The organism is Nocardia thailandica NBRC 100428 (assembly GCF_000308795.1).
Taxonomy (GTDB): domain Bacteria; phylum Actinomycetota; class Actinomycetes; order Mycobacteriales; family Mycobacteriaceae; genus Nocardia; species Nocardia thailandica.
Genome location: NZ_BAGK01000009.1, coordinates 1 through 17,333, shown reverse-complemented (window position 1 = coordinate 17,333; position 17,333 = coordinate 1). Strand labels below are relative to the sequence as shown.

Below are 17,333 nucleotides of genomic sequence, written 5' to 3'. Positions count from 1 at the left end.
GGCGACATCATGCCCGACGACGGCATCCCCGAGCAGTACCTGCGTCCGCCCACCCCGCCCGACGAGACCCCGGGCGGCTGCCCGGCACCCGAACCCGCGCCCGGTCAGCAGGGCCCGGAACTGCGCGGCCCGACCGGCGCGGAGCTGTCCGGCACGCCGGGGGCGCGCTGCCCGCAGGGCGACGCGCTGACCACCGCGCAGGGCCTGGTCACCGCCGACACCGACCACGCCCTCAAGGCGGGCCCGCGGGGCCCGATCCTGTTGCAGGACATCCATCTCCGCGAGAAGATCACCCACTTCGACCACGAACGCATCCCGGAGCGGGTGGTGCACGCGCGCGGGGTCGGGGCGCACGGGGTGTTCGTCGCCAACGGCGCCGCCTCGCGGATCACGCGGGCGAAGTTCCTCGAATCCGGGGTCGAGACACCGGTGTTCGTGCGGTTCTCCACGGTGCTCGGGTCGCGCGGGTCGGCCGACACCGTGCGCGACACCCGCGGCTTCGCGGTGAAGTTCTACACCGGCGAAGGCGTCTACGACCTGGTGGGCAACAACATCCCGGTGTTCTTCATCCAGGAGGCCATCAAGTTCCCCGACATCATCCACGCGGGCAAACCGCATCCGGACACCGAGATCCCGCAGGCGCAGTCGGCGCACGACACGTTCTGGGACTTCGTCACCCTGCACACCGAGGCCACCGCGCACACGTTCTGGAACATGTCGGACCGGGCGCTGCCGCGCTCGCTGCGCATGATGGAGGGTTTCGGCATCCACACCTTCCGGCTCGTGGCCGCCGACGGGCGCACCACGCTGGCGAAGTTCCACTGGAAGCCGCGCCTGGGCGTGCACTCGATGCTGTGGGAGGAGACCCAGCTCACCGCCGGATTCGATCCCGACTTCCACCGGCGCGACCTGGCCGAGGCCCTGGCCTCGGGGCATTTCCCGGAATGGGATCTGGGCGTGCAGGTCTTCCCCGACACCCCCGGTCACGAGTTCGAGGGCATCGATCTGCTGGACCCGACCAAGATCGTGCCCGAGGAGCTGGCCCCGGTGGAGGTGATCGGCACCCTGCGCCTGACCGCGAACCCGGTCAACTTCTTCGCCGAGACCGAGCAGGTCGCGTTCTGTCCCAGCCATCTGGTGCCCGGGATCGAGGTCACCGACGACCCGCTGTTGCAGGGCAGGCTGTTCTCCTACCTCGACACCCAGATCAGCAGGCTCGGCGGGCCGAACTTCAACCAGCTGCCGATCAACACCCCGCACGCTCCGATCAACGACAACCTGCGCGACGGCATGCACCAGATGGGAGTGCCCGCGGGCATCGCGCCCTACAAGCCGAATTCGCTGGGCGGCGGCTGCCCCTACGCGGCCGGGGCGTTCGACCGGGCCTACGTCGAATCCCCGGTCCCGATCCCCGAGCCCGCCGCGCACCTGCGGACCTCGGCGAACGGGCCCGCCGAAGTGTCCTTCGCCGACCACTTCTCCCAGCCGCGCATGTTCTACCGCAGCCTCGCGCCGGGCGAACAACAGCACCTGGCCGACGCCTTCGCCTTCGAGCTCGGCAAGTGCACCGACGTGACGGTGCGGGCGCGCGGACTGCAGATGCTGGCGAACGTCGACGCCGAGCTGACCGGCTACGTGGCCGCGCAACTCGGTCTCGAGGCGCCCGCGCCGAACGCCGAGACCGTGGAACTGGCGCCGAGCCCGGCGCTGTCGCAGCGCCGGGGCAGCTTCCCCGTCGACGGCCGCACCGTCGCGGTCCTCGTCGACGACGCCACCGCGCCGACGGCGGTGCGCGCGGTCCGCCAGGCGCTGCTGGAGGCGGGCGCGCGGCCGCTGCTCACCGCGGCGCACGGCGGCACGGTGGAGGACATCCCCATCGAACGCACCTTCGCCACGATGCGCTCGGTCGAGTTCGACGGGGCGGTGCTGCTGGCGGGTCCGATCGACCCGCGCGTCGACCTCCTGGTGAGCGAGATGTGGCGCCACGGCAAGGCCTTGGCCGCGGTCGGGGACGCGAGCGGCGCGCTCACGCGCAACGGCGCCGACCCGGACGGCCCCGGCGTCACGGTGGGCGAGGCGGAGAACGTCTGCGCCGGGCTGCTCGCGGCGCTGGGCGAGCATCGCGCCTGGGCCCGCATCGAAGCCCGGACCTGACCCGACGAGAGCACGGCGCCCGATGTCCGCGACGGACATCGGGCGCCGTGTGTGTGGGTCAGCGCAACCGGGCGGCGAGCAGCTCCTTGGCCTGCTCGGCGCCCTTGCGGCTCTCGTGCTGGGCACGGCGGAAGAAGTCGACGAGTTCGGAGTCACCGACGCGTTCGGCGTCGGCGGCGTACTGCTCCATGCGCAGTGCGTTGCTCAGCGACGCCTCGGCGAACCAGATGAGGTCGTAGTCCTTGTCGCGCGTGCCCGTGATCCGGCCGGTTTCCTGATCGATGGTCATCGTTCAGCTCCTCGGGTAGGTCTCGGTTTCGGCCGGGGGCGCGTGCACGCCCCCGTGTGCGGTCCCTACCCGGGAGTGCGGGGGCCAAACAGTGGCCGGGTCGTCGCGATGCGCGCGCGGGCGCAGCTCGTAGACCGCGTAGGTGGTGCCGAGCACCGGGCGGGCCACATTGCGGACCCGGATGCCGCCGGGTGTGGTGCCGCGTTCGGTGCCGGCGTGCGCGTGACCGTGCACCGCGAGGTCGACCCCGCAGGCGTCGATCGCCTCGCCGAGTAGATAGGACCCAAGGAACGGGTAGATCTCGGGTGGTTCGCCGTGCAGGGTGTCCGAGACGGGGGAGTAGTGGGTCAGTGCCACGGTCACGTCGGTGTCGAGGCCGGCCAGCGCGGTGTGCAGGGCGTCGGCGAGTTCGGTGGTGTGGGTGGCGAATTCGCGCATCTCCGGTTCGCCGAACGCGCTGGCGCACTTGCCGGCGAAACCGCCGCCGAAGCCCTTGGTGCCCGCGATCCCGAGGGTGTGACCGTTCACGGCGACGGTGGTGGCGTCGCCCTCGAGCACGGTGATGCCGTGGTCGGACAGCAGCGTGGTGATCTCGGCGTCGTGGTCGGTGTGATAGTCGTGGTTGCCGAGCACGGCGACGACGGGGACGCCGAGGTCGGTGAATTCGCCCGCCACGACCCGCGCCTCGTCGAGGGTGCCGACCCGGGTCAGGTCGCCGGCGAGCAGCAGCACGTCGGCGTGGGCGGGCAGGTCGGCCAGTTCCGGTCGCAGGCTGCCCCGCGAGTCCGCCCCCAGGTGCACATCTCCTACCGCCGCGATACGCATGCCGGCCTCACCCCAGCAGTTCCGGGCCCGCGGGCGCCGCCGGGCGCGAGACCCGCACGTCGTTGTGCACGCGCAGCGTCCCGACCCGTTCGGCCAGGACGGTCTCCAGCGCGGCGCGGCTGTGTTCGTCGGCGACCTCGCCGGTCAGCACCAGCACGTCGCCGCGCACGGTGACGTGCACGCTCTGGGTCGCGGTGCGCGGGTCCTCGGCGAACACGCGCCGCAGGTTGGCGATGACATACTGCGGTGGCTCCGGTCCCGGCGGGGCGGGCGGCGCGGGCGCCGCGCAGATGCCGAGGTCGGTGACGAGGCCGAGGAACGCGCGCGCGTAGGGCGAGCCCGCGGTCTCGGCGAACACCGTCGGCCAGTCCACCTGTTCCCGCAGCGCCCGCGCGATGAGCAGCAGGCGGGCGAAGTCGAGCCGGTGCGCGTCGAGCACCATCAGCCGGTCCACGAGCAGGTCGGTGGCCGACAGCACCGGCGCGGCCGCGGCGCCGATGCGCATCGGCTCCGCGCGGCCGAGCAGTTCGTCGTCGACGGTGCGGTGATTGGTGCGGAAGATCAGGTCGACGAGGATGTCACCGTCGAACGCCTTGAGCAGCCAGTCCTCCACCGGGTCGGCGGCGCGCAGGCCCGCGCGCACGAGCGCGCCACGGGCGCGGGCCGCGTCGCCCGGGCGCACGAACAGGTCGACGTCGTGGTCGGTCGCGGGGCCGCCGCGGGCGTAGACGGCGCAGCCGCCCGCCACGGCGAAGGGGATACCGGTGTCGCGCAGGGTGTTCACGACCCGTGTCAGGGTGTGCAGCAGCCGGTCGATGTCGGTGCTCATCGGATACCTCCTGGCGATGCGGTCACAGGACCGCTCTACCCGGGCGGCCGGGCGTCAATCACCGCCGTACCGGGCCGGATTTCGCACGCCGATGATCGTTTCGGCGGGGTGTGGCGGGGCATATCCGGGCTGTGGGGGACACGCCGATCGGGCGGCAGCGGGCACCGAGGACCGCGGCCGCGGAATCGGCGGCGGGTGTCGACACCTGGAACCGTCGCACCGCGCCGGACGCGACTCGACGCCGACGATGTCGCCGGGACACGTCCGGCCCGGTCCGGTGGTAAGCCGACCGCGGAGGTGACCATGGGAATCGAGGTGGGCGACCATATCGTCGCCAGGCTTCGCGAATGGGGCGTCGAGCAGGTCTTCGGGTATCCCGGGGACGGCATCGGCGGGCTGGTGGCGGCGTTCGGCCGGGCCGACGGGCTTGCCTTCGTCCAGACCCGGCACGAGGAGATGGCGGCCTTCGCCGCGACCGGTTACGCGAAATTCGGCGGCGGCCTCGGCGTCTGCGCGGCGACCTCGGGTCCCGGCGCCATCCACCTGCTCAACGGACTCTACGACGCGAAACTCGACCACGTGCCGGTGCTGGCGCTGGTCGGGCAGACCGCGCGCAGCGCCCGCGGCGTCGACTTCCAGCAGGAGGTCGACCTGCAGGGCCTGTTCAAGGACGTGGCCTCGGCCTACCTGGTCGAGGTCGACGTGCCCGAGCAACTGCCCGCCGCCCTCGACCGCGCGATCCGGGTCGCGCGCACGCGGCGCGCCCCGACCGTGGTCATCGTGCCCAACGACGTGCAGCACGAACAGTTCCGGCCGCCGGAGACCGGCTTCGGGCGCGTGGGATCCAGCGGCCCCGACGGCGTACACGCCCCGCGCCTGCTGCCGCCCAGTGACGAGATCGCGGCCGCCGCCGAGCTTCTCGACGGCGCGCGCCGCCCGGCGATCCTCGTCGGGCAGGGCGCCCGGGGCGCCGCCGACGAGGTCGCCGCGCTGGCCGAGCGGCTGGGCGCGGGTGTGGCCAAGGCGCTGCTCGGCAAGGACGTGCTGCCCGACGATCTGCCCTACGTCACCGGCGCGATCGGATTGCTCGGCACCCGGCCCAGCTACGAACTCATGCGCGACTGCGACGCGCTGCTGATCGTCGGCTCGAACTTCCCCTACACCCAGTTCCTGCCCGAGCCGGGCTCGGCGCGCGGGGTGCAGATCGACTGCGACGGAACCCGGATCGGCATGCGCTACCCGACCGAGGTGAATCTCGTCGGCGACGCCGCGGCGACGGTGGCGGCCCTGACCGCGCGCGTCTCCCCGGACCGCGATCCGGCCTGGCGGGAGACCGTCGAGGACAACGTGGCGCACTGGTGGGAGACGATCGAGCGGCAGGCGATGCTCGACGCCGACCCGGTCAATCCGATGCGGGTGGTCTGGGAGCTGTCGCGGCGGCTGCCCGAGGGCGCGATCGTCACCGCGGACTCGGGGTCCTCGACGACCTGGTACGCGCGGTGCCTGCGGTTGCGGCACGGGATGCGCGGGTCGCTGTCGGGCACGCTGGCCTCGATGGGTTCGGCGGTGCCGTACGCGATCGGCGCGAAGTTCGCCCACCCGGACCGGCCGGTGATCGCGCTGGCCGGTGACGGCGCCATGCAGATGAACGGGCTGGGCGAGCTGCTGACCATCCGGCGCTACCAGCAGCGCTGGAGCGACCCGCGGCTGGTGGTGTGCGTGTTCCACAACAACGACCTCAACCAGGTCACCTGGGAGCTGCGCGCCATGGGCGGTGCCCCGAAATTCCCCGATTCCCAGGATCTTCCGGACGTCTCCTACGCGGAGCTGGCCCGGGTCGCCGGGCTCGGCGCGATCGCGGTCGACCGGCCCGAGGATCTGGGGCCCGCCTGGGAACGCGCCCTGGCCGCCGACGGACCGGTGCTGCTGGACGTGCGCTGCGACCCCGGAGTCCCGCCGATCCCACCGCACGCGACCCGCGACCAGATCGAGAAGACCGCCGCGGCGATGCTGCGGGGCGATCCCGAGGCCTGGCACGTGCTCGTGCAGGGGGCACAGACCAAGATCCAGGAGTTCTTCCACCGCTAGGAGGCCACCGTCATGCACGACGACGCCTGGAACCTGCGGGTTCGGGGCGAGAACGAGACCCAGCGCCTCGACCGCAACTGGGCGGGGCTGCTGCAGGAGCTGCGCGTCGTGCAGACCGGGGTGCAGGTGCTGACCGGCTTCCTGCTGACCCTGCCGTTCCAGGCCCGGTTCAACTCGCTCGACACCCCGCTGCGGGTGCTCTACCTGGTGGTGGTCTCGGCCTCCATCGCGGCGACCGCGCTGCTCGTCGGCCCGGTCGCCGCGCACCGGATCCTGTTCCGCCGCCATCGCCTCGAGACGCTGGTGGCCACCGCGCACCGCTCGGCCATCGCGGGGCTGGCGCTGCTGGGCATCGCTTTGGTCGGGCTGACGATCCTCATCTTCGACGTCGTCGCGGGCACCGTCGTCGGGATCGCGGCGGGGGTCGTCGGGGCGCTGCTGTTCCTCGGTGTGTGGGTCGGCGTGCCGGTCCGGCGCCGGTGAGCGGGCGCCGTTTCGCCGCGGGGGGCTCGGGTATGCGCCCCCAGGAAGGACCTCGGCGATCCGCGGGCGGAGGAACGGTATGACGACACGGCATCCGGAGCACGGGCCGGCCGGCGACGGCGTGCCACCGCTGCGGTTCGTGGGCGCGGCGGGCGGGCCGCGGTTGCACCACAGCCGGGTCGCGGTGTCCGTCGACGCCGAGTTCCGGCAGCTGCTCATGCTGCGGGCGGTCGGCGAAACCGTCGCCCTGGTCACCGATTTCCCGCTCGACGCGGTCGTCGACCTGCGGGTGGCCCTCGACGAGGTGGCGACCCGGCTGATCTCCTCGGCGGTGCGCGATTCGGTGCTGGGATGCGAGTTCGACGCCGACGCCGAGGGCATCACGGTGCGCCTGCACACCGTCGTCGAGGTCGACGATCCCCTCGACGAAGCCGGCTTCTCCTGGCACATCCTGCGCGCCATCACCGATCACCTGACGGTGCGCAATCATCCCTACGACGCCGCGGTGGCGGGCCATCCGGTCGAGGTGGTGTTCGGCCGCCGCCGCGCCGGTCACCCGGATCGGTGACCCGAAGCCGAAGGCGCGCAACGGCGTCCGCCGTCACGCGCCGCGGCGCACCGGCCCGGGCTCACTCGTAGGGCGGGTAGTTGCGTTCCCGCAGCAGCTGCGCCAGGTGGGCGGCGTTGCGCGCCAGGGTGCGGGTGGTGGTGGCGACGGCGTCGGGCGTGCGGTCGAGGTCCTTGTAGTCGACCTTGCCCATGGCCTCGCCGTTCCAATAGGTGCACCCCTGGGCCGGGATGGTGAAACCGACGTCGTCGAGGGCCTGGAAGGTGTCGGCGGCGATCTTGTGCGCGCCGTCCTCGTTGCCGACGATCGCGGCGATGCCGACCTTGCCGACCATCGCGGGCCTGCCCTGGTCGTCGGTCTCGGACAGTTCGGCGTCGAGCCGCTCGAGGACGCGCTGCGCCACCGAGGACAGGTGACCCAGCCAGGTCGGTGTCGCCAGCAGCACGATGTCGGCGTCGGCGATCCGACGGCGGATCTGCGGCCACTCGTCGCCCGCGCCCTCGTCGGCCGAGATGCCGGGCAGCACGGTGTGGTCGGGAACGCGCACGGTGTCGCCCCGCACGCCGTGGCGGGCCAGCTCGTCGAGGACCTGCGTGGCCATCAGCGCGCTGCTGGAGGCCTGGGGCGAGGACTTGAGGGTGCAGACCAGAGCGAGCGCCCGCAGGGGAGCCTGATCGGTGTCGGCCATGAGCGGGTCCTTTCGGTCAGGTGCCGTCGGCGACGACACGGATGGTGCGCAGGCCGGTGTCGGCCGCGTCGGGGACGTTCAGTCCGGCGGCGACGCCGGAGCGCAGGTAGTCCACGACTCCGGCGCTGATCCGCTCGCCCGGCACGACGGCGGGGATGCCGGGCGGGTAGGGGGTGAGCTGCTCGGCCGCGATCCGGCCCGCCGCGCGTTCGGTCGGCACGGGTTCGGAGTCGGCGAAGAAGGCGAGGCGCGGTTCCATGACGGTCTCGAGCTGCAGGTCGGAGGGGTCGGGCAGGTCGATGCGCGGTGGCTCGGGATCGGTGACCGAGGCCCGCCAGGCGGCGAGCCCCTCGAGCAGCCGGTCGGTGGTCGAAGCGTCGTCGGCCATGGACATCGTGGCCAGGATGCGGCGGTGATCGGTGAGGCCGAGGTCGAGGTAGCGGTGTTCGCGCAGCCAGTCGGCGATGGCGTAGCCACCGGCGCCGGTCCCCGAGACGTCGACGAGGATCTGCAGCAGGTCCAGATCGTGGGACGCCTCGACGCCGAGCAGCTCGTCGTGCTGGACGGCGAACCCGGGGATCTCGCCGAGCGCCGCGCGGGTGCGCCGGGCCAGGTTCAGCGCGTCGTCGAGCAGCTCGTGGCCGTGTTCGGCCATCTGCCTGCGCCAGCCGTCCAGCGCCGCGTAGAGCAGCACGTTCGGGCTGGTGGTCATGAGCAGGTCCGCGCAGGCGCGCAGGCGCACCGGGTCGACCAGGTCGCCCTGGAGGTGGAAGACCGAGCCCTGCTCGAAGCCCGCGCCCATCTTGTGCACGCTGACCACGCACACGTCGGCGCCGACGTCCATCGCCCAGGTCGGCAGGTCCGGGTGGAACGGCAGGTGCGCGCCCCACGCCTCGTCCACGATCAGGGGCTTGCCGCGGGCGTGACAGACCTCCGCGATGCCGCGCAGGTCGGCGCAGGTGCCGTAGGGGCTCGGGCTGACGATCAGCGCGCCCGCGGCGTCCGGGTTGTCCCGCCAGGCCCGCTCGACCTGCTCGGGCGACGGCGGATGGGAGAAGTGCCGTTCGGCGTCCCAGCGCGGCGGGATCCAGCGCGGGCTCACCCCGGCGAAGATCAGCCCGGCCACGATCGACTTGTGGCTGTCGCGGGCCACCAGCAGGCTGCCGTCGTGCCCGGCGACGGCCATCATGGCCGCCTTCACCGACAGCGAGCTGCCGCAGGTGGAGAAGAACGCGGCCTCGGCGCCGACCGCGTCGGCCATCAGCTCCTCGGCGTGGGCCAAGTGGCCGCCGAGCGCGCGCCGGTCGTCCATGCCGGGAGAGGCCAGGATGTCGGCGGCGAACACGTCACGGCCCAGCGCCGACAGCACCCGCTCGTCGGCGCCGCGGCCCTGCCGGTGTCCGGGCGGGGTGAATCCGTAGCGGCCGAGCTTGCGGTACTCGGCCACGGCCGAAACGACCGGGGCGGCGCTGTGATCCATGGTCAACTCCCTTCGGCGTCGGGCGACAGCGGGGCGCGTAGGGAGCTGCGGCCGTGCCGCCAGGCGTGCAGGACGTGGTCGGTGAACCGGCTCTCCAGCAGGTCGGTGGCCTGGATCCCGAACACGATGCCCTCGGCGTGCGCGGGGTCCTCGGCGAGCAGGCTGTCGAGGACCCCGTGGCGCATCACCTGCTCGTGCACCGCGTCGGCCTCGACGTGTTCGGTGTAGAACCGCACGCAGTCCGGGTGCGGCAGCAGCTTGCGGATGACCTCGACCAGGCGGCGCGAGGCCGGGGAGGAGCTGATCTCCACCGAGGCGAAGTGGCCGACGGTGGCCGCGCGCCGCGCGCGGTGCAGCCCGAACAGCGACATCATGTCGACCAGGGCCAGCATCGGCGCTCCGACCGCGTCGAGATAGTGCAGGTAGCCGGGGTCGAGCCCGGCGCCGGTCAGCAGGTCCGCGTAGAGGCGGGCGTGCACCCGCTCGCCGCGACCCGCGCCGAACTCGTCGTACTCCACCGCGACGAGCGCGGCCTTGGCCTCACCGCGCAGGCGCGGGATGACCCAGGCGTAGGGGTCGGCCTCGATGTGGTGGTAGATCGACCGGTGGACGAAGTATTCGCGCAGCTGGTCGGGGGTGCCCTCCTCGCCGAGGAAACCGGCGATGTCGGGCTGGTCGCGCGGCGCGGACAGCAGGCGGTCGAGTTCGCCGTGCACGTCGGTGCCGCCCGCGACGTTGCCGCGCAGGTCGTCGAGCAGCACCGCCTCGAGGGCGGCGCGCCAGGCGAGCAGGCCCGGGTCCCATTCCCAGGCCTCGTCCACGTCGGCGAAACCGTGGTAGTGCAGTTCGTAGCAGGTGTGCAGGGCCAGCAGCAGGTCCTCGTCGCAGTCCCGGCCGGGCGGCACCGCGGGCAGCGGGGATCCCGGCGGCCGCCGCAGGACCTCGGTCGTGGCGGCGGAGAGGTCGCCGCGCGGGGTGGGCAGGGCGCGCAGCGCCACGGCCGCGGCGGTCACGGGGCGCTCCGGCGGTGGCGGCGGTGGCTGGTGTCGCACAGGGGGTAGTCCGCCGAGCGGCGGCACAGGCACAGCGCGACCTGGAAGCGGTCCGCGCGCACCACGCGCCCGTCGGGCATGCACACCTCGACCGGGCCCTCGATCAGCGCGGGACCGTCGGCGGTGAGGACCACCCGGCGTGGGTCACGGGATCGCCTCGAGCTCGGCACTGGGTTCTCGTTGGGCACGGATCACCACCAATTCCTCGGTCTGCTGGGTTTCGTCGATCAGCCCGCGCGCGGCCAGCCACCGCGCGCGCGACCGCAGCACGGGGCCGAACGGCACGGTCGCCCGCGCGACGACGGACGCGTGCGCGACACCGGTGCGCAACTGGGCCAGGGTGCGTTCGGTGTCGCTGAGGGCCGAGTGCACGATCAGCGCGACCCCGCGTTCGCTGAGCAGGGCGGGCAGGACCGCGCACAGGCGGTCGAGCACGCTGCGCCCGTCGGGCCCGGCATCCCAGGCCACGGCGCGGCCACGGCCCACCGCCGCGCGCGCGGGCACGTACGGCGGGTTGGTCACCACGAGGTCGAAGGGGGCCACCCGGCACACCGATTCGGGTCCGCCGCGCACCAGGCGCACCGGGACCCCGCGGACCCGGCAGTTGAGCCACGACGACATCAGCGCCCGCCGCGAGATGTCGGCGGCGGTCACGTGGGAGCCGAGCAGGCCCGCCGCCGTGCAGCCGAGCACCCCGGTGCCCGCGCAGAGATCGAGCACGCGGCCGCCCGGCGGCAGCGCGCACCGCCGGATCGTCTCGGCGAGCAACCACGTGTCGGCCTGCGGGCGGTAGACGCCCGGAACACGGAACACCATCACGAAGCGGATATAGCCGGGCTCCGGGCCGTCAATCAGCTGCCCTCGCGATCCTCCAGGCCGACCGCGTCGAGCAGTTCGGTGCGGTCCTTGTCGAGTTCGGGATGATCGCCGCTGAGTTCGCCCATCAGGTCGGCCAGCCCGTGGGCGATGGCGTTGAGCTTCTGCTGCACCGCCTCGTCCGAGCGGGCCTGGGTGTTCTGCAGCAGCGCGACCAGCAGGAAGGTGACGATGGTGGTCGCGGTGTTGATCACCAGCTGCCAGGTGTCCACGCTGGGGAACAGCACCACCGAGGGCGCCCACAGCAGCACCAGCAGCAGACAGCACGCGAAGAACCACGCGCGTGAGGCGAATCGGGAAGCGGCGCTGGCGAATCGGTCGAAGAACGACAGCTTGTGCGTGACGTCGGACGGCATGGTGGCCGCGCCGTGCGTGTGGCTGCTCATCGGATGCACTCCCTTCGGACGGTGCCGGTTGGCCCGATCACGGCCGGGTATCCGCCCCCCATGTCAGCGTCCCCGCAGAGGAGGGCAGTTCCCATGTCGCCGCAACTCACGCGCCCGGTCGAGCCCGCGCCCCGCGAGCCGATTCCGCCCACCCCCGCGCCCCGCCCGCCCGGCCCGGAACCGGATCCGATTCCGCCCCAGCCCGGTCCGGAACCCGTGCCGCCGCAGCCCGGTCCGGATCCCGTGCCGCCGCAGCCGGGCCCGGATCCGATTCCGCCGCAGCCCGGTCCGGATCCGATTCCGCCGCAGCCCGGTCCCGATCCGGTCCCGCCGCAGCCGGGCCCGGATCCGATACCGCCGCAGCCGGGCCCGGATCCTGTACCTCCCCAGCTGAGGCGGGACCCGGTGCCGCGCCGGGGAGAGGAGTCGATTCCCCCGCCGGTGGCGGGGCCGGGCCCGCCGCTGGGTGCCGGGTCGCTTCCGCCCGTGCCCGGGCCCGAGCCGATACCTCGACCCGGCCCGGATCCCTTTCCCCCACAGCCCGGCCCGGGGGACCTGCCGACACCCGATCCCGATCCGGTCCCGCCACGGCCCGACCCCGATCCGCTACCGCCTGTCCCCGGACCCGATCCCCGTCCGCCGGGGCCCGGACCCGATCCGCTACCGCAGGCGCCCGGACGTGAACCGGTGCCGCCGCAGCTGCGGAGCGACCCGGGGAAGGCGGGGCCGGTGCCCGGCGCGGCGCCACCGGAGAGGGAGGGGACGGCCGCGGCACGGGCGGGCTCGCCGCGCGCACACCGGCCCGAGCCGGACCCGCGACGTCCGGCCGAGCCCGACCCGGTGCCCGCGCCGGGTCCGTCGCCGGACCCGGCCCGGCCGCCGGATCCCGGCCCGAACCCGCACCCGGAGCCGGACCCGTTTCCGGCGATCCCCACCCCGCGGCGTCCGCTCCCGGACCCGGGGGCGCGCGTGCTGCGCGGTTCGGTCATCTCCGCACCTCCCGGCGGTCTCGCTGTACCCGGCGGATGCCCCGGTCGGGGCGGCTCGAATCACCACGGTGTGACGCGGCTCTCACTTCACTGATACCGCCGGTACCGGCATCCTGTATCCAGGACACTGCGTCCTGGATACTTCGCCGAGAAAGGGCTGCCGCCATGCCGGGTACCGCGAACAGGGCCGTGATCGTCGCCGGGGTACGCACCCCGTTCGTGCGGGCCTTCACCGACTTCACCCGGCTCGACAGCATCGCGCTGGCCGGCGCGGCGGTCTGCGGGCTCCTCGACCGGTCCGGGATCGCGCCCGGCGAGATCGAGGCCCTGGTCTGGGGCGGGGTCATCCTGCCCAGCCACGCGCCCAACATCGCCCGCGAGGTCGCCCTCGACCTCAAACTGGACTACGGCTGCGAGGGTTACACCGTCACCCGGGCGTGCGCGTCGGGCCTGCAGGCCGTCACCTCGGCCGCCGCGGCGATCGAGCGCGGCGAGTACGACATCATGATCGCCGGCGGCAGCGACTCCACCAGCAACGCCGAGATCAAGCTGCCGCAGAAGGTGGTCCACGCCGTCGCACCGGTGGCGCTCGGCAAGCCCTCGCCCCGTGACTATCTCGACGTGGTGCGCCGCCTCGCGCCGTTCACCGACGTGCTGCCGCGCCAGCCCAAGATCTCCGAGCGCACCACCGGCGAGGTGATGGGCGAGTCCGCGGAGAAGATGGCGCGCGTCAACGGCATCAGCCGCGCCGACCAGGACGCCTTCGCCGCGCGCTCGCACCACCGCGCCGCCGCCGCGATCGCCTCGGGCCGCTTCGACGACGAGGTCGTGCCCGTGCGTACCCCGGACGGCACGCTGATCGAGACCGACGGCCTGGTCCGCGCCACGACCAGCGTCGAGAAGCTCGCGACCCTGAAGCCGGTGTTCGCCGAGGGCGGCTCGGTCACCGCGGGCAACGCCAGCCCGCTCACCGACGGCGCCTCGGCGGTGCTGCTCATGAGCGAGGCCAAGGCCCGCGCGCTCGGGTTCACCCCGCTCGCGGCGATCCGCTCCTGGAGCTACGTGAGCGTCGATCCCGCCGACCAGGTGCTCATCGGCCCGGCGGTGTCGATGCCGCGCGCGCTGGACAAGGCCGGGCTGTCGCTGGCCGACGTCGACCTGGTCGACATCCACGAGGCCTTCGCCGCCCAGACGCTGTCGGTGCTGCGCATGCTGGAGAGCCCGGCGTGGGCGAAGGAGCGGCTCGGCCGTGACGGCGCCGTCGGCAGTGTCGACATCGATCGGCTCAACGTGCACGGCGGCTCGATCTCGCTGGGTCACCCATTCGGCGCGACGGGCGCGCGCATGGTGACCACCATGGCCAACGAGCTGGCCCGCACCGGCAAGCAGACCGCGCTGCTCGGCATCTGCGCGGCGGGCGGCATCGGCGCCTCGGCGGTGCTCGAGGCCGTCTGAGCTCCAGCGTTCGGCGGCGCGCCGGGGTGTCGCGCTGGTGCGGCCCGGCGCCCGGCGTGCAGGCTCTCGGCCTCGTGGAGCTTGCGGTCGGCCTCGGCCGGCAGCGCCACCGGCTCGCCGCCCGCGACCGGGCACAGCACCGCGCCGATGCCGATCGCGACGCGGAGCCGGTGCTCGTCGATCACGAACGGATCCCGCAGGGCCGCCGGCAGATCGGTCGTCATCCGGCGCACCGCGCGCTCGCCGGCGGGCGGGCCCGCCAACACGACGAACTCGTCGCCCCCGAGACGGGCGAGCAGGTGCCCGGCGCCCCCACGGCGGCCTGCCACCGGCCCGCGACCGCGATGAGCAGGCGGTCGCCCGCGAAGTGGCCGAGGTGTCGTCGGCCGTGTTGAAGTCGTCGAGGTCGAGCACGCACACCGCCGCCCACTCGCCGGCGGCCTCTGGGGCGGCGGATGAATCCGGCGTGGGTCAGGCCGGCGCGGTGGCGGGCAGGGCGGTGAGGCGGTGCGCGCCGCTGTAGACGTTCATGGTGTCCCCGCGCAGGAACCCGACCAGGGTCAGGTCCGCGTCGGCGGCGAGGTCGACGGCCAGCGAGCTCGGGGCCGACACCGCGGCCAGGAAACCGATGCCCGCCACGACCGCCTTCTGCACGAGTTCGAAGGAGGCCCGGCTGCTCACGACCAGCAGCAGGTCGCGCGCGGGCAGCAGGTCGTGGCGCAGCGCCCAGCCGACGACCTTGTCGACGGCGTTGTGCCTGCCGATGTCCTCGGCCACGACCAGGGCGGTGCCGTCGGCGGTGAACAGTCCGGCCGCGTGCAGCCCGCCGGTGGCGTCGAAGACCTTCTGTCCCGCGCGCAGGCGCTCGGGCAACCCGGCGAGCAGCGCGGCGTCGACCGTGGGGCGCTCGGCGTCGAGGGTGAAGCGGCGGCGGGTCCGGACCTCCTCGATCGCCGTCTTGCCGCACAGGCCGCAGGCGCCGGTCGCCAGGAAGCTGCGTTCGGGGATCGCCACCGGTCTCCGCAGCCGGATGTCGAGCACGTTGTAGGTGTTGCGGCCCTCGGCGTCGGTGCCGCTGCAGTAGCGGGCGGAGACGATGTCCTCGGCGGTGTCGATGAGTCCCTCGCCGAACAGCAGCCCGTGCGCCAGGTCGATGTCGCTGCCGGGTGTGCGCATGGTGACCATGAGCGAGCGGCCGTCGAGGCGCAATTCCAGGGGTTCCTCGACGGCCAGGGTGTCGGGCCTGCTGATCCGCACGCCCGGCGCGATCCGGGTCATCGCCCGTCGCGCGGTGACCCGGCTCATCGATGGGCCCCGGATGTCACTGTGACGGAACGGATGCGCTGCGCGACGGCCATGCCTCCGATGCTAGTGCGCGCGCGGACGCGACGCGGGCGACCCGGCCGCCGGGAAATTCGTTCCGGCCGGAACGGTAAAGTCGTGAAGCGGCCCGAAAGGGCCGCGACCGAGCTCCGGAGGATCTGTGCCCATCCCGCTACCGTGGCCGGGCGCCCCGATCCGGCGCCTGGCCACCGACATCGATCACCTACCCGCGGTCCGGGTGTTCACCGGCCTGGCGGTGCCGGGTCTGATCCTGGTGGCGCTCGGGCGCACCGATCTGCTGATCTTCGCGGTGTTCGGCTCCTTCACCGGCATGTACGGCTACGCCGAATCCTCCCGGTTGCGGCTGAAACACCAGGGCGAGGCCGCGGTGCTGCTGGTCGGCGGCGTGGGCGCGGGGCTGCTCGTCGGCGGCGCGCACGCCCCGCCCGCCGTCCTGGTCGCCGCGGTCGCGGTGTTCGCCGCGGTGACCTCGCCGCTGACCGACCGGCTCGGCCTGCGTCCGGAGGGCCCGTTCTTCGGCATCTTCGCCTTCGGCGCGGTCGCGATGGTCGCCGGTCACCAGCACGATCGGCTGCTCGCTCTGGCCGTGAGCGCCGCCACGGCACTGCTGTGCGTCGGCGCGGGGTACCTCGAGTCCCGTCGGCACCCGGCCCGCGACGAGCTGCACCCACGGGTGCGCCCGCGTTCCGGTGCCGTGTCGGTGGTACACGCCGGCCGCTACGCGCTGGCGATCGCGATCGCCGGGGGGATCGGGATGCTGCTGGGTGTAGGGCACGCCAACTGGGCGATGGCGGGCGCGGCCGTTCCGCTGGCCGCCGCGGATTCGCGCGGCCGGATCCGGCGGGGCATCCATCGCGTCGTCGGCACCTTCGTCGGCCTGGCCGTGACCGCGCCGCTGCTGCTGCCGGGACCGGGCCCGACCGTGCTGGCGCTGGCCATCATCGCGCTGCTGTATCCGACCGAGCTGTTCATGGTCCGCCACTACGGCATCGCCCTCGGGTTCTTCACCCCGCTGATCATGGCCATGACCGAACTCGCCGCGCCCGGCGACCCGGTGGTCCTGCTCGGCGACCGGGCCGTGGACACCGTGCTCGGCGCGGCCGTCGGCGTGGCGGTGGCCCTGCTGATCCGCGAACCCGCCGACCCCGCCGACCCCGCCGACCCGGGCGCCCCCGCCGGGACGTCGGAGGCCGGACACGCCGACCCCGCCGTGACACCGACGCAGGTCCCCGTCGCGGAGGTTGTGAGAACCGACAGCGCCCCTGCGACCACGGCGGGCACCTTCACAGCACCGGCCTGATCGTGGCGCCCGGGCGCGTCCGCGCGCCTAGCATCGCCGGGACAGGAGGTGCCATCCCACGCCATGCCCGGCAAGCCCACCGAACGGCGCAGACGTCCCACCCAGGAACGCGCCATCGCCACCCGCGAGCACATCCTGACCACCGCCGCGGCGCTGTTCGCCGAACGCGGCATCGCCAACACCTCGACCAACCGGATCGCCGCCGCGGCCGAGATCAGCATCGGCACCCTGTACCGCTATTTCGAGGACCGCGACATCATCGTCGACGAACTCCTCGGCCGGTTGCAGGGCGAGATCGAACGCGGCTTCGCCGAGCGGGTCTTCGACATCCCGGGGCTGCACACCGCGGTCACGGTGGCCGAGTACACCAGCGTCATCGCGCAGATCCTCGACGTCTTCGCCGAGGTGCTCATCACCAACGCGGCGCTGGTGCGGGCACTGGCCGGGCGGGTGCACTTCTACCGCAGCGGCATCCCCGAGCTCGAGCCGCGCCTGCGGGTGCTGGTCAAGGTGGTGCTGATCCAGGC

The 17,333-nt window shown here is 73.3% G+C and carries 16 protein-coding genes and 2 pseudogenes; 7 read left to right on the top strand and 11 right to left on the bottom strand.

All coding sequences use genetic code 11. The annotated features are described in order from the left end of the window. Nucleotides 1-9: 9 nt before the first annotated feature. A complete protein-coding gene (locus ON36_RS00545; RefSeq protein ID WP_043646352.1) occupies nucleotides 10-2,154 on the top strand; it encodes a catalase in 2,145 nt (714 codons plus the stop codon). A gap of 58 nt (nucleotides 2,155-2,212) precedes the next feature. On the opposite strand, the gene ON36_RS00540 is transcribed toward ON36_RS00545, so the two are convergent. The 3 genes and pseudogenes from ON36_RS00540 to ON36_RS00530 all read right to left on the bottom strand — a co-directional run bounded on the left by ON36_RS00540 (nucleotide 2,213) and on the right by ON36_RS00530 (nucleotide 4,097). Next, nucleotides 2,213-2,443 (bottom strand): hypothetical protein, encoded by a 231-nt coding sequence (locus ON36_RS00540; RefSeq protein ID WP_043646349.1) that lies wholly within the window; start codon nucleotides 2,441-2,443, stop codon nucleotides 2,213-2,215. Between the two features lie 87 nt (nucleotides 2,444-2,530). Beyond that, nucleotides 2,531-3,268, bottom strand: a pseudogene (locus tag ON36_RS00535) (metallophosphoesterase family protein); the annotation flags it as partial. Nucleotides 3,269-3,275: 7 nt separating this feature from the next. Then, a complete protein-coding gene (locus ON36_RS00530; RefSeq protein ID WP_043646346.1) occupies nucleotides 3,276-4,097 on the bottom strand; it encodes a nucleotidyltransferase family protein in 822 nt (273 codons plus the stop codon). Nucleotides 4,098-4,400: 303 nt separating this feature from the next. On the opposite strand from ON36_RS00530, the gene ON36_RS00525 reads away from it, so the two are divergent. The 3 genes from ON36_RS00525 (at nucleotide 4,401) to ON36_RS00515 (ending at nucleotide 7,236) form a co-directional block, all read left to right on the top strand. After that, a complete protein-coding gene (locus ON36_RS00525; protein WP_043646342.1) occupies nucleotides 4,401-6,185 on the top strand; it encodes a thiamine pyrophosphate-requiring protein in 1,785 nt (594 codons plus the stop codon). A gap of 12 nt (nucleotides 6,186-6,197) precedes the next feature. Further along, entirely contained in the window at nucleotides 6,198-6,668 is a 471-nt protein-coding gene (locus ON36_RS00520) for a DUF6328 family protein (protein WP_043646339.1), read from the top strand. 79 nt (nucleotides 6,669-6,747) lie between these two features. Continuing rightward, nucleotides 6,748-7,236 carry an ATP-binding protein gene (locus ON36_RS00515; protein ID WP_052313503.1) on the top strand — a complete coding sequence of 163 codons (489 nt, stop codon included), beginning with the start codon at nucleotides 6,748-6,750 and terminating at the stop codon, nucleotides 7,234-7,236. A gap of 61 nt (nucleotides 7,237-7,297) precedes the next feature. On the opposite strand, the gene ON36_RS00510 is transcribed toward ON36_RS00515, so the two are convergent. From ON36_RS00510 to ON36_RS00485, 6 genes are read right to left on the bottom strand one after another with little or no spacing between them, the layout of a single operon-like run. Next, nucleotides 7,298-7,924 (bottom strand): flavodoxin family protein, encoded by a 627-nt coding sequence (locus ON36_RS00510; protein WP_043646337.1) that lies wholly within the window; start codon nucleotides 7,922-7,924, stop codon nucleotides 7,298-7,300. A gap of 16 nt (nucleotides 7,925-7,940) precedes the next feature. After that, nucleotides 7,941-9,404, bottom strand: a complete 1,464-nt coding sequence (locus ON36_RS00505) for an aminotransferase class I/II-fold pyridoxal phosphate-dependent enzyme (protein WP_043646335.1) — start codon at nucleotides 9,402-9,404, stop codon at nucleotides 7,941-7,943. Nucleotides 9,405-9,406: 2 nt separating this feature from the next. Then, nucleotides 9,407-10,417 (bottom strand): iron-containing redox enzyme family protein, encoded by a 1,011-nt coding sequence (locus ON36_RS00500; protein WP_043646332.1) that lies wholly within the window; start codon nucleotides 10,415-10,417, stop codon nucleotides 9,407-9,409. Beyond that, nucleotides 10,414-10,590 carry a CDGSH iron-sulfur domain-containing protein gene (locus ON36_RS00495; RefSeq protein ID WP_218001154.1) on the bottom strand — a complete coding sequence of 59 codons (177 nt, stop codon included), beginning with the start codon at nucleotides 10,588-10,590 and terminating at the stop codon, nucleotides 10,414-10,416. Before ON36_RS00495 ends, ON36_RS00500 begins: the two co-directional genes overlap by 4 nt. 10 nt (nucleotides 10,591-10,600) lie before the next feature. After that, on the bottom strand, nucleotides 10,601-11,272 hold the full coding sequence (locus ON36_RS00490; protein ID WP_043646326.1) for a HemK2/MTQ2 family protein methyltransferase: 672 nt from the start codon (nucleotides 11,270-11,272) through the stop codon (nucleotides 10,601-10,603). A 35-nt stretch (nucleotides 11,273-11,307) separates the two neighbouring features. Further along, nucleotides 11,308-11,718 carry a low affinity iron permease family protein gene (locus ON36_RS00485; RefSeq protein WP_043646324.1) on the bottom strand — a complete coding sequence of 137 codons (411 nt, stop codon included), beginning with the start codon at nucleotides 11,716-11,718 and terminating at the stop codon, nucleotides 11,308-11,310. A 1,154-nt stretch (nucleotides 11,719-12,872) separates the two neighbouring features. Between ON36_RS00485 and ON36_RS00480 the strand changes: the two genes are divergently transcribed. Beyond that, nucleotides 12,873-14,162 (top strand): acetyl-CoA C-acyltransferase, encoded by a 1,290-nt coding sequence (locus ON36_RS00480; protein WP_043646321.1) that lies wholly within the window; start codon nucleotides 12,873-12,875, stop codon nucleotides 14,160-14,162. A 122-nt stretch (nucleotides 14,163-14,284) separates the two neighbouring features. On the opposite strand, the pseudogene ON36_RS36840 reads toward ON36_RS00480, so the two are convergent. Continuing rightward, nucleotides 14,285-14,428 (bottom strand): annotated as a pseudogene (locus ON36_RS36840) (hypothetical protein); the annotation flags it as partial. Between the two features lie 205 nt (nucleotides 14,429-14,633). Next, nucleotides 14,634-15,467, bottom strand: coding sequence for a formate dehydrogenase accessory sulfurtransferase FdhD (gene fdhD, locus ON36_RS00475; protein ID WP_043646318.1), 834 nt, complete (start codon nucleotides 15,465-15,467; stop codon nucleotides 14,634-14,636). 178 nt (nucleotides 15,468-15,645) lie between these two features. Here fdhD and ON36_RS00470 point away from each other — a divergent pair, with 178 nt between their 5' ends. After that, on the top strand, nucleotides 15,646-16,806 hold the full coding sequence (locus tag ON36_RS00470; protein WP_245557792.1) for an FUSC family protein: 1,161 nt from the start codon (nucleotides 15,646-15,648) through the stop codon (nucleotides 16,804-16,806). A 63-nt stretch (nucleotides 16,807-16,869) separates the two neighbouring features. Further along, nucleotides 16,870-17,333: TetR/AcrR family transcriptional regulator (locus ON36_RS00465; protein ID WP_043646317.1), on the top strand; the 464-nt coding region annotated here is incomplete at its 3' end.

Excerpts from the sequence above, each read along its gene's own strand:
- ON36_RS00505 (WP_043646335.1), bottom strand. The coding sequence starts at position 9,404 with ATGGATCACAGCGCCGCCCCGGTCGTTTCGGCCGTGGCCGAGTACCGC.
- ON36_RS00515 (WP_052313503.1), top strand. The coding sequence starts at position 6,748 with ATGACGACACGGCATCCGGAGCACGGGCCGGCCGGCGACGGCGTGCCA.
- ON36_RS00540 (WP_043646349.1), bottom strand. The coding sequence starts at position 2,443 with ATGACCATCGATCAGGAAACCGGCCGGATCACGGGCACGCGCGACAAG.
- ON36_RS00530 (WP_043646346.1), bottom strand. The coding sequence starts at position 4,097 with ATGAGCACCGACATCGACCGGCTGCTGCACACCCTGACACGGGTCGTG.
- ON36_RS00525 (WP_043646342.1), top strand. The coding sequence starts at position 4,401 with ATGGGAATCGAGGTGGGCGACCATATCGTCGCCAGGCTTCGCGAATGG.
- ON36_RS00510 (WP_043646337.1), bottom strand. The coding sequence starts at position 7,924 with ATGGCCGACACCGATCAGGCTCCCCTGCGGGCGCTCGCTCTGGTCTGC.
- fdhD (WP_043646318.1), bottom strand. The coding sequence starts at position 15,467 with ATGAGCCGGGTCACCGCGCGACGGGCGATGACCCGGATCGCGCCGGGC.
- ON36_RS00545 (WP_043646352.1), top strand. The coding sequence starts at position 10 with ATGCCCGACGACGGCATCCCCGAGCAGTACCTGCGTCCGCCCACCCCG.
- ON36_RS00490 (WP_043646326.1), bottom strand. The coding sequence starts at position 11,272 with ATGGTGTTCCGTGTTCCGGGCGTCTACCGCCCGCAGGCCGACACGTGG.
- ON36_RS00485 (WP_043646324.1), bottom strand. The coding sequence starts at position 11,718 with ATGAGCAGCCACACGCACGGCGCGGCCACCATGCCGTCCGACGTCACG.
- ON36_RS00480 (WP_043646321.1), top strand. The coding sequence starts at position 12,873 with ATGCCGGGTACCGCGAACAGGGCCGTGATCGTCGCCGGGGTACGCACC.
- ON36_RS00520 (WP_043646339.1), top strand. The coding sequence starts at position 6,198 with ATGCACGACGACGCCTGGAACCTGCGGGTTCGGGGCGAGAACGAGACC.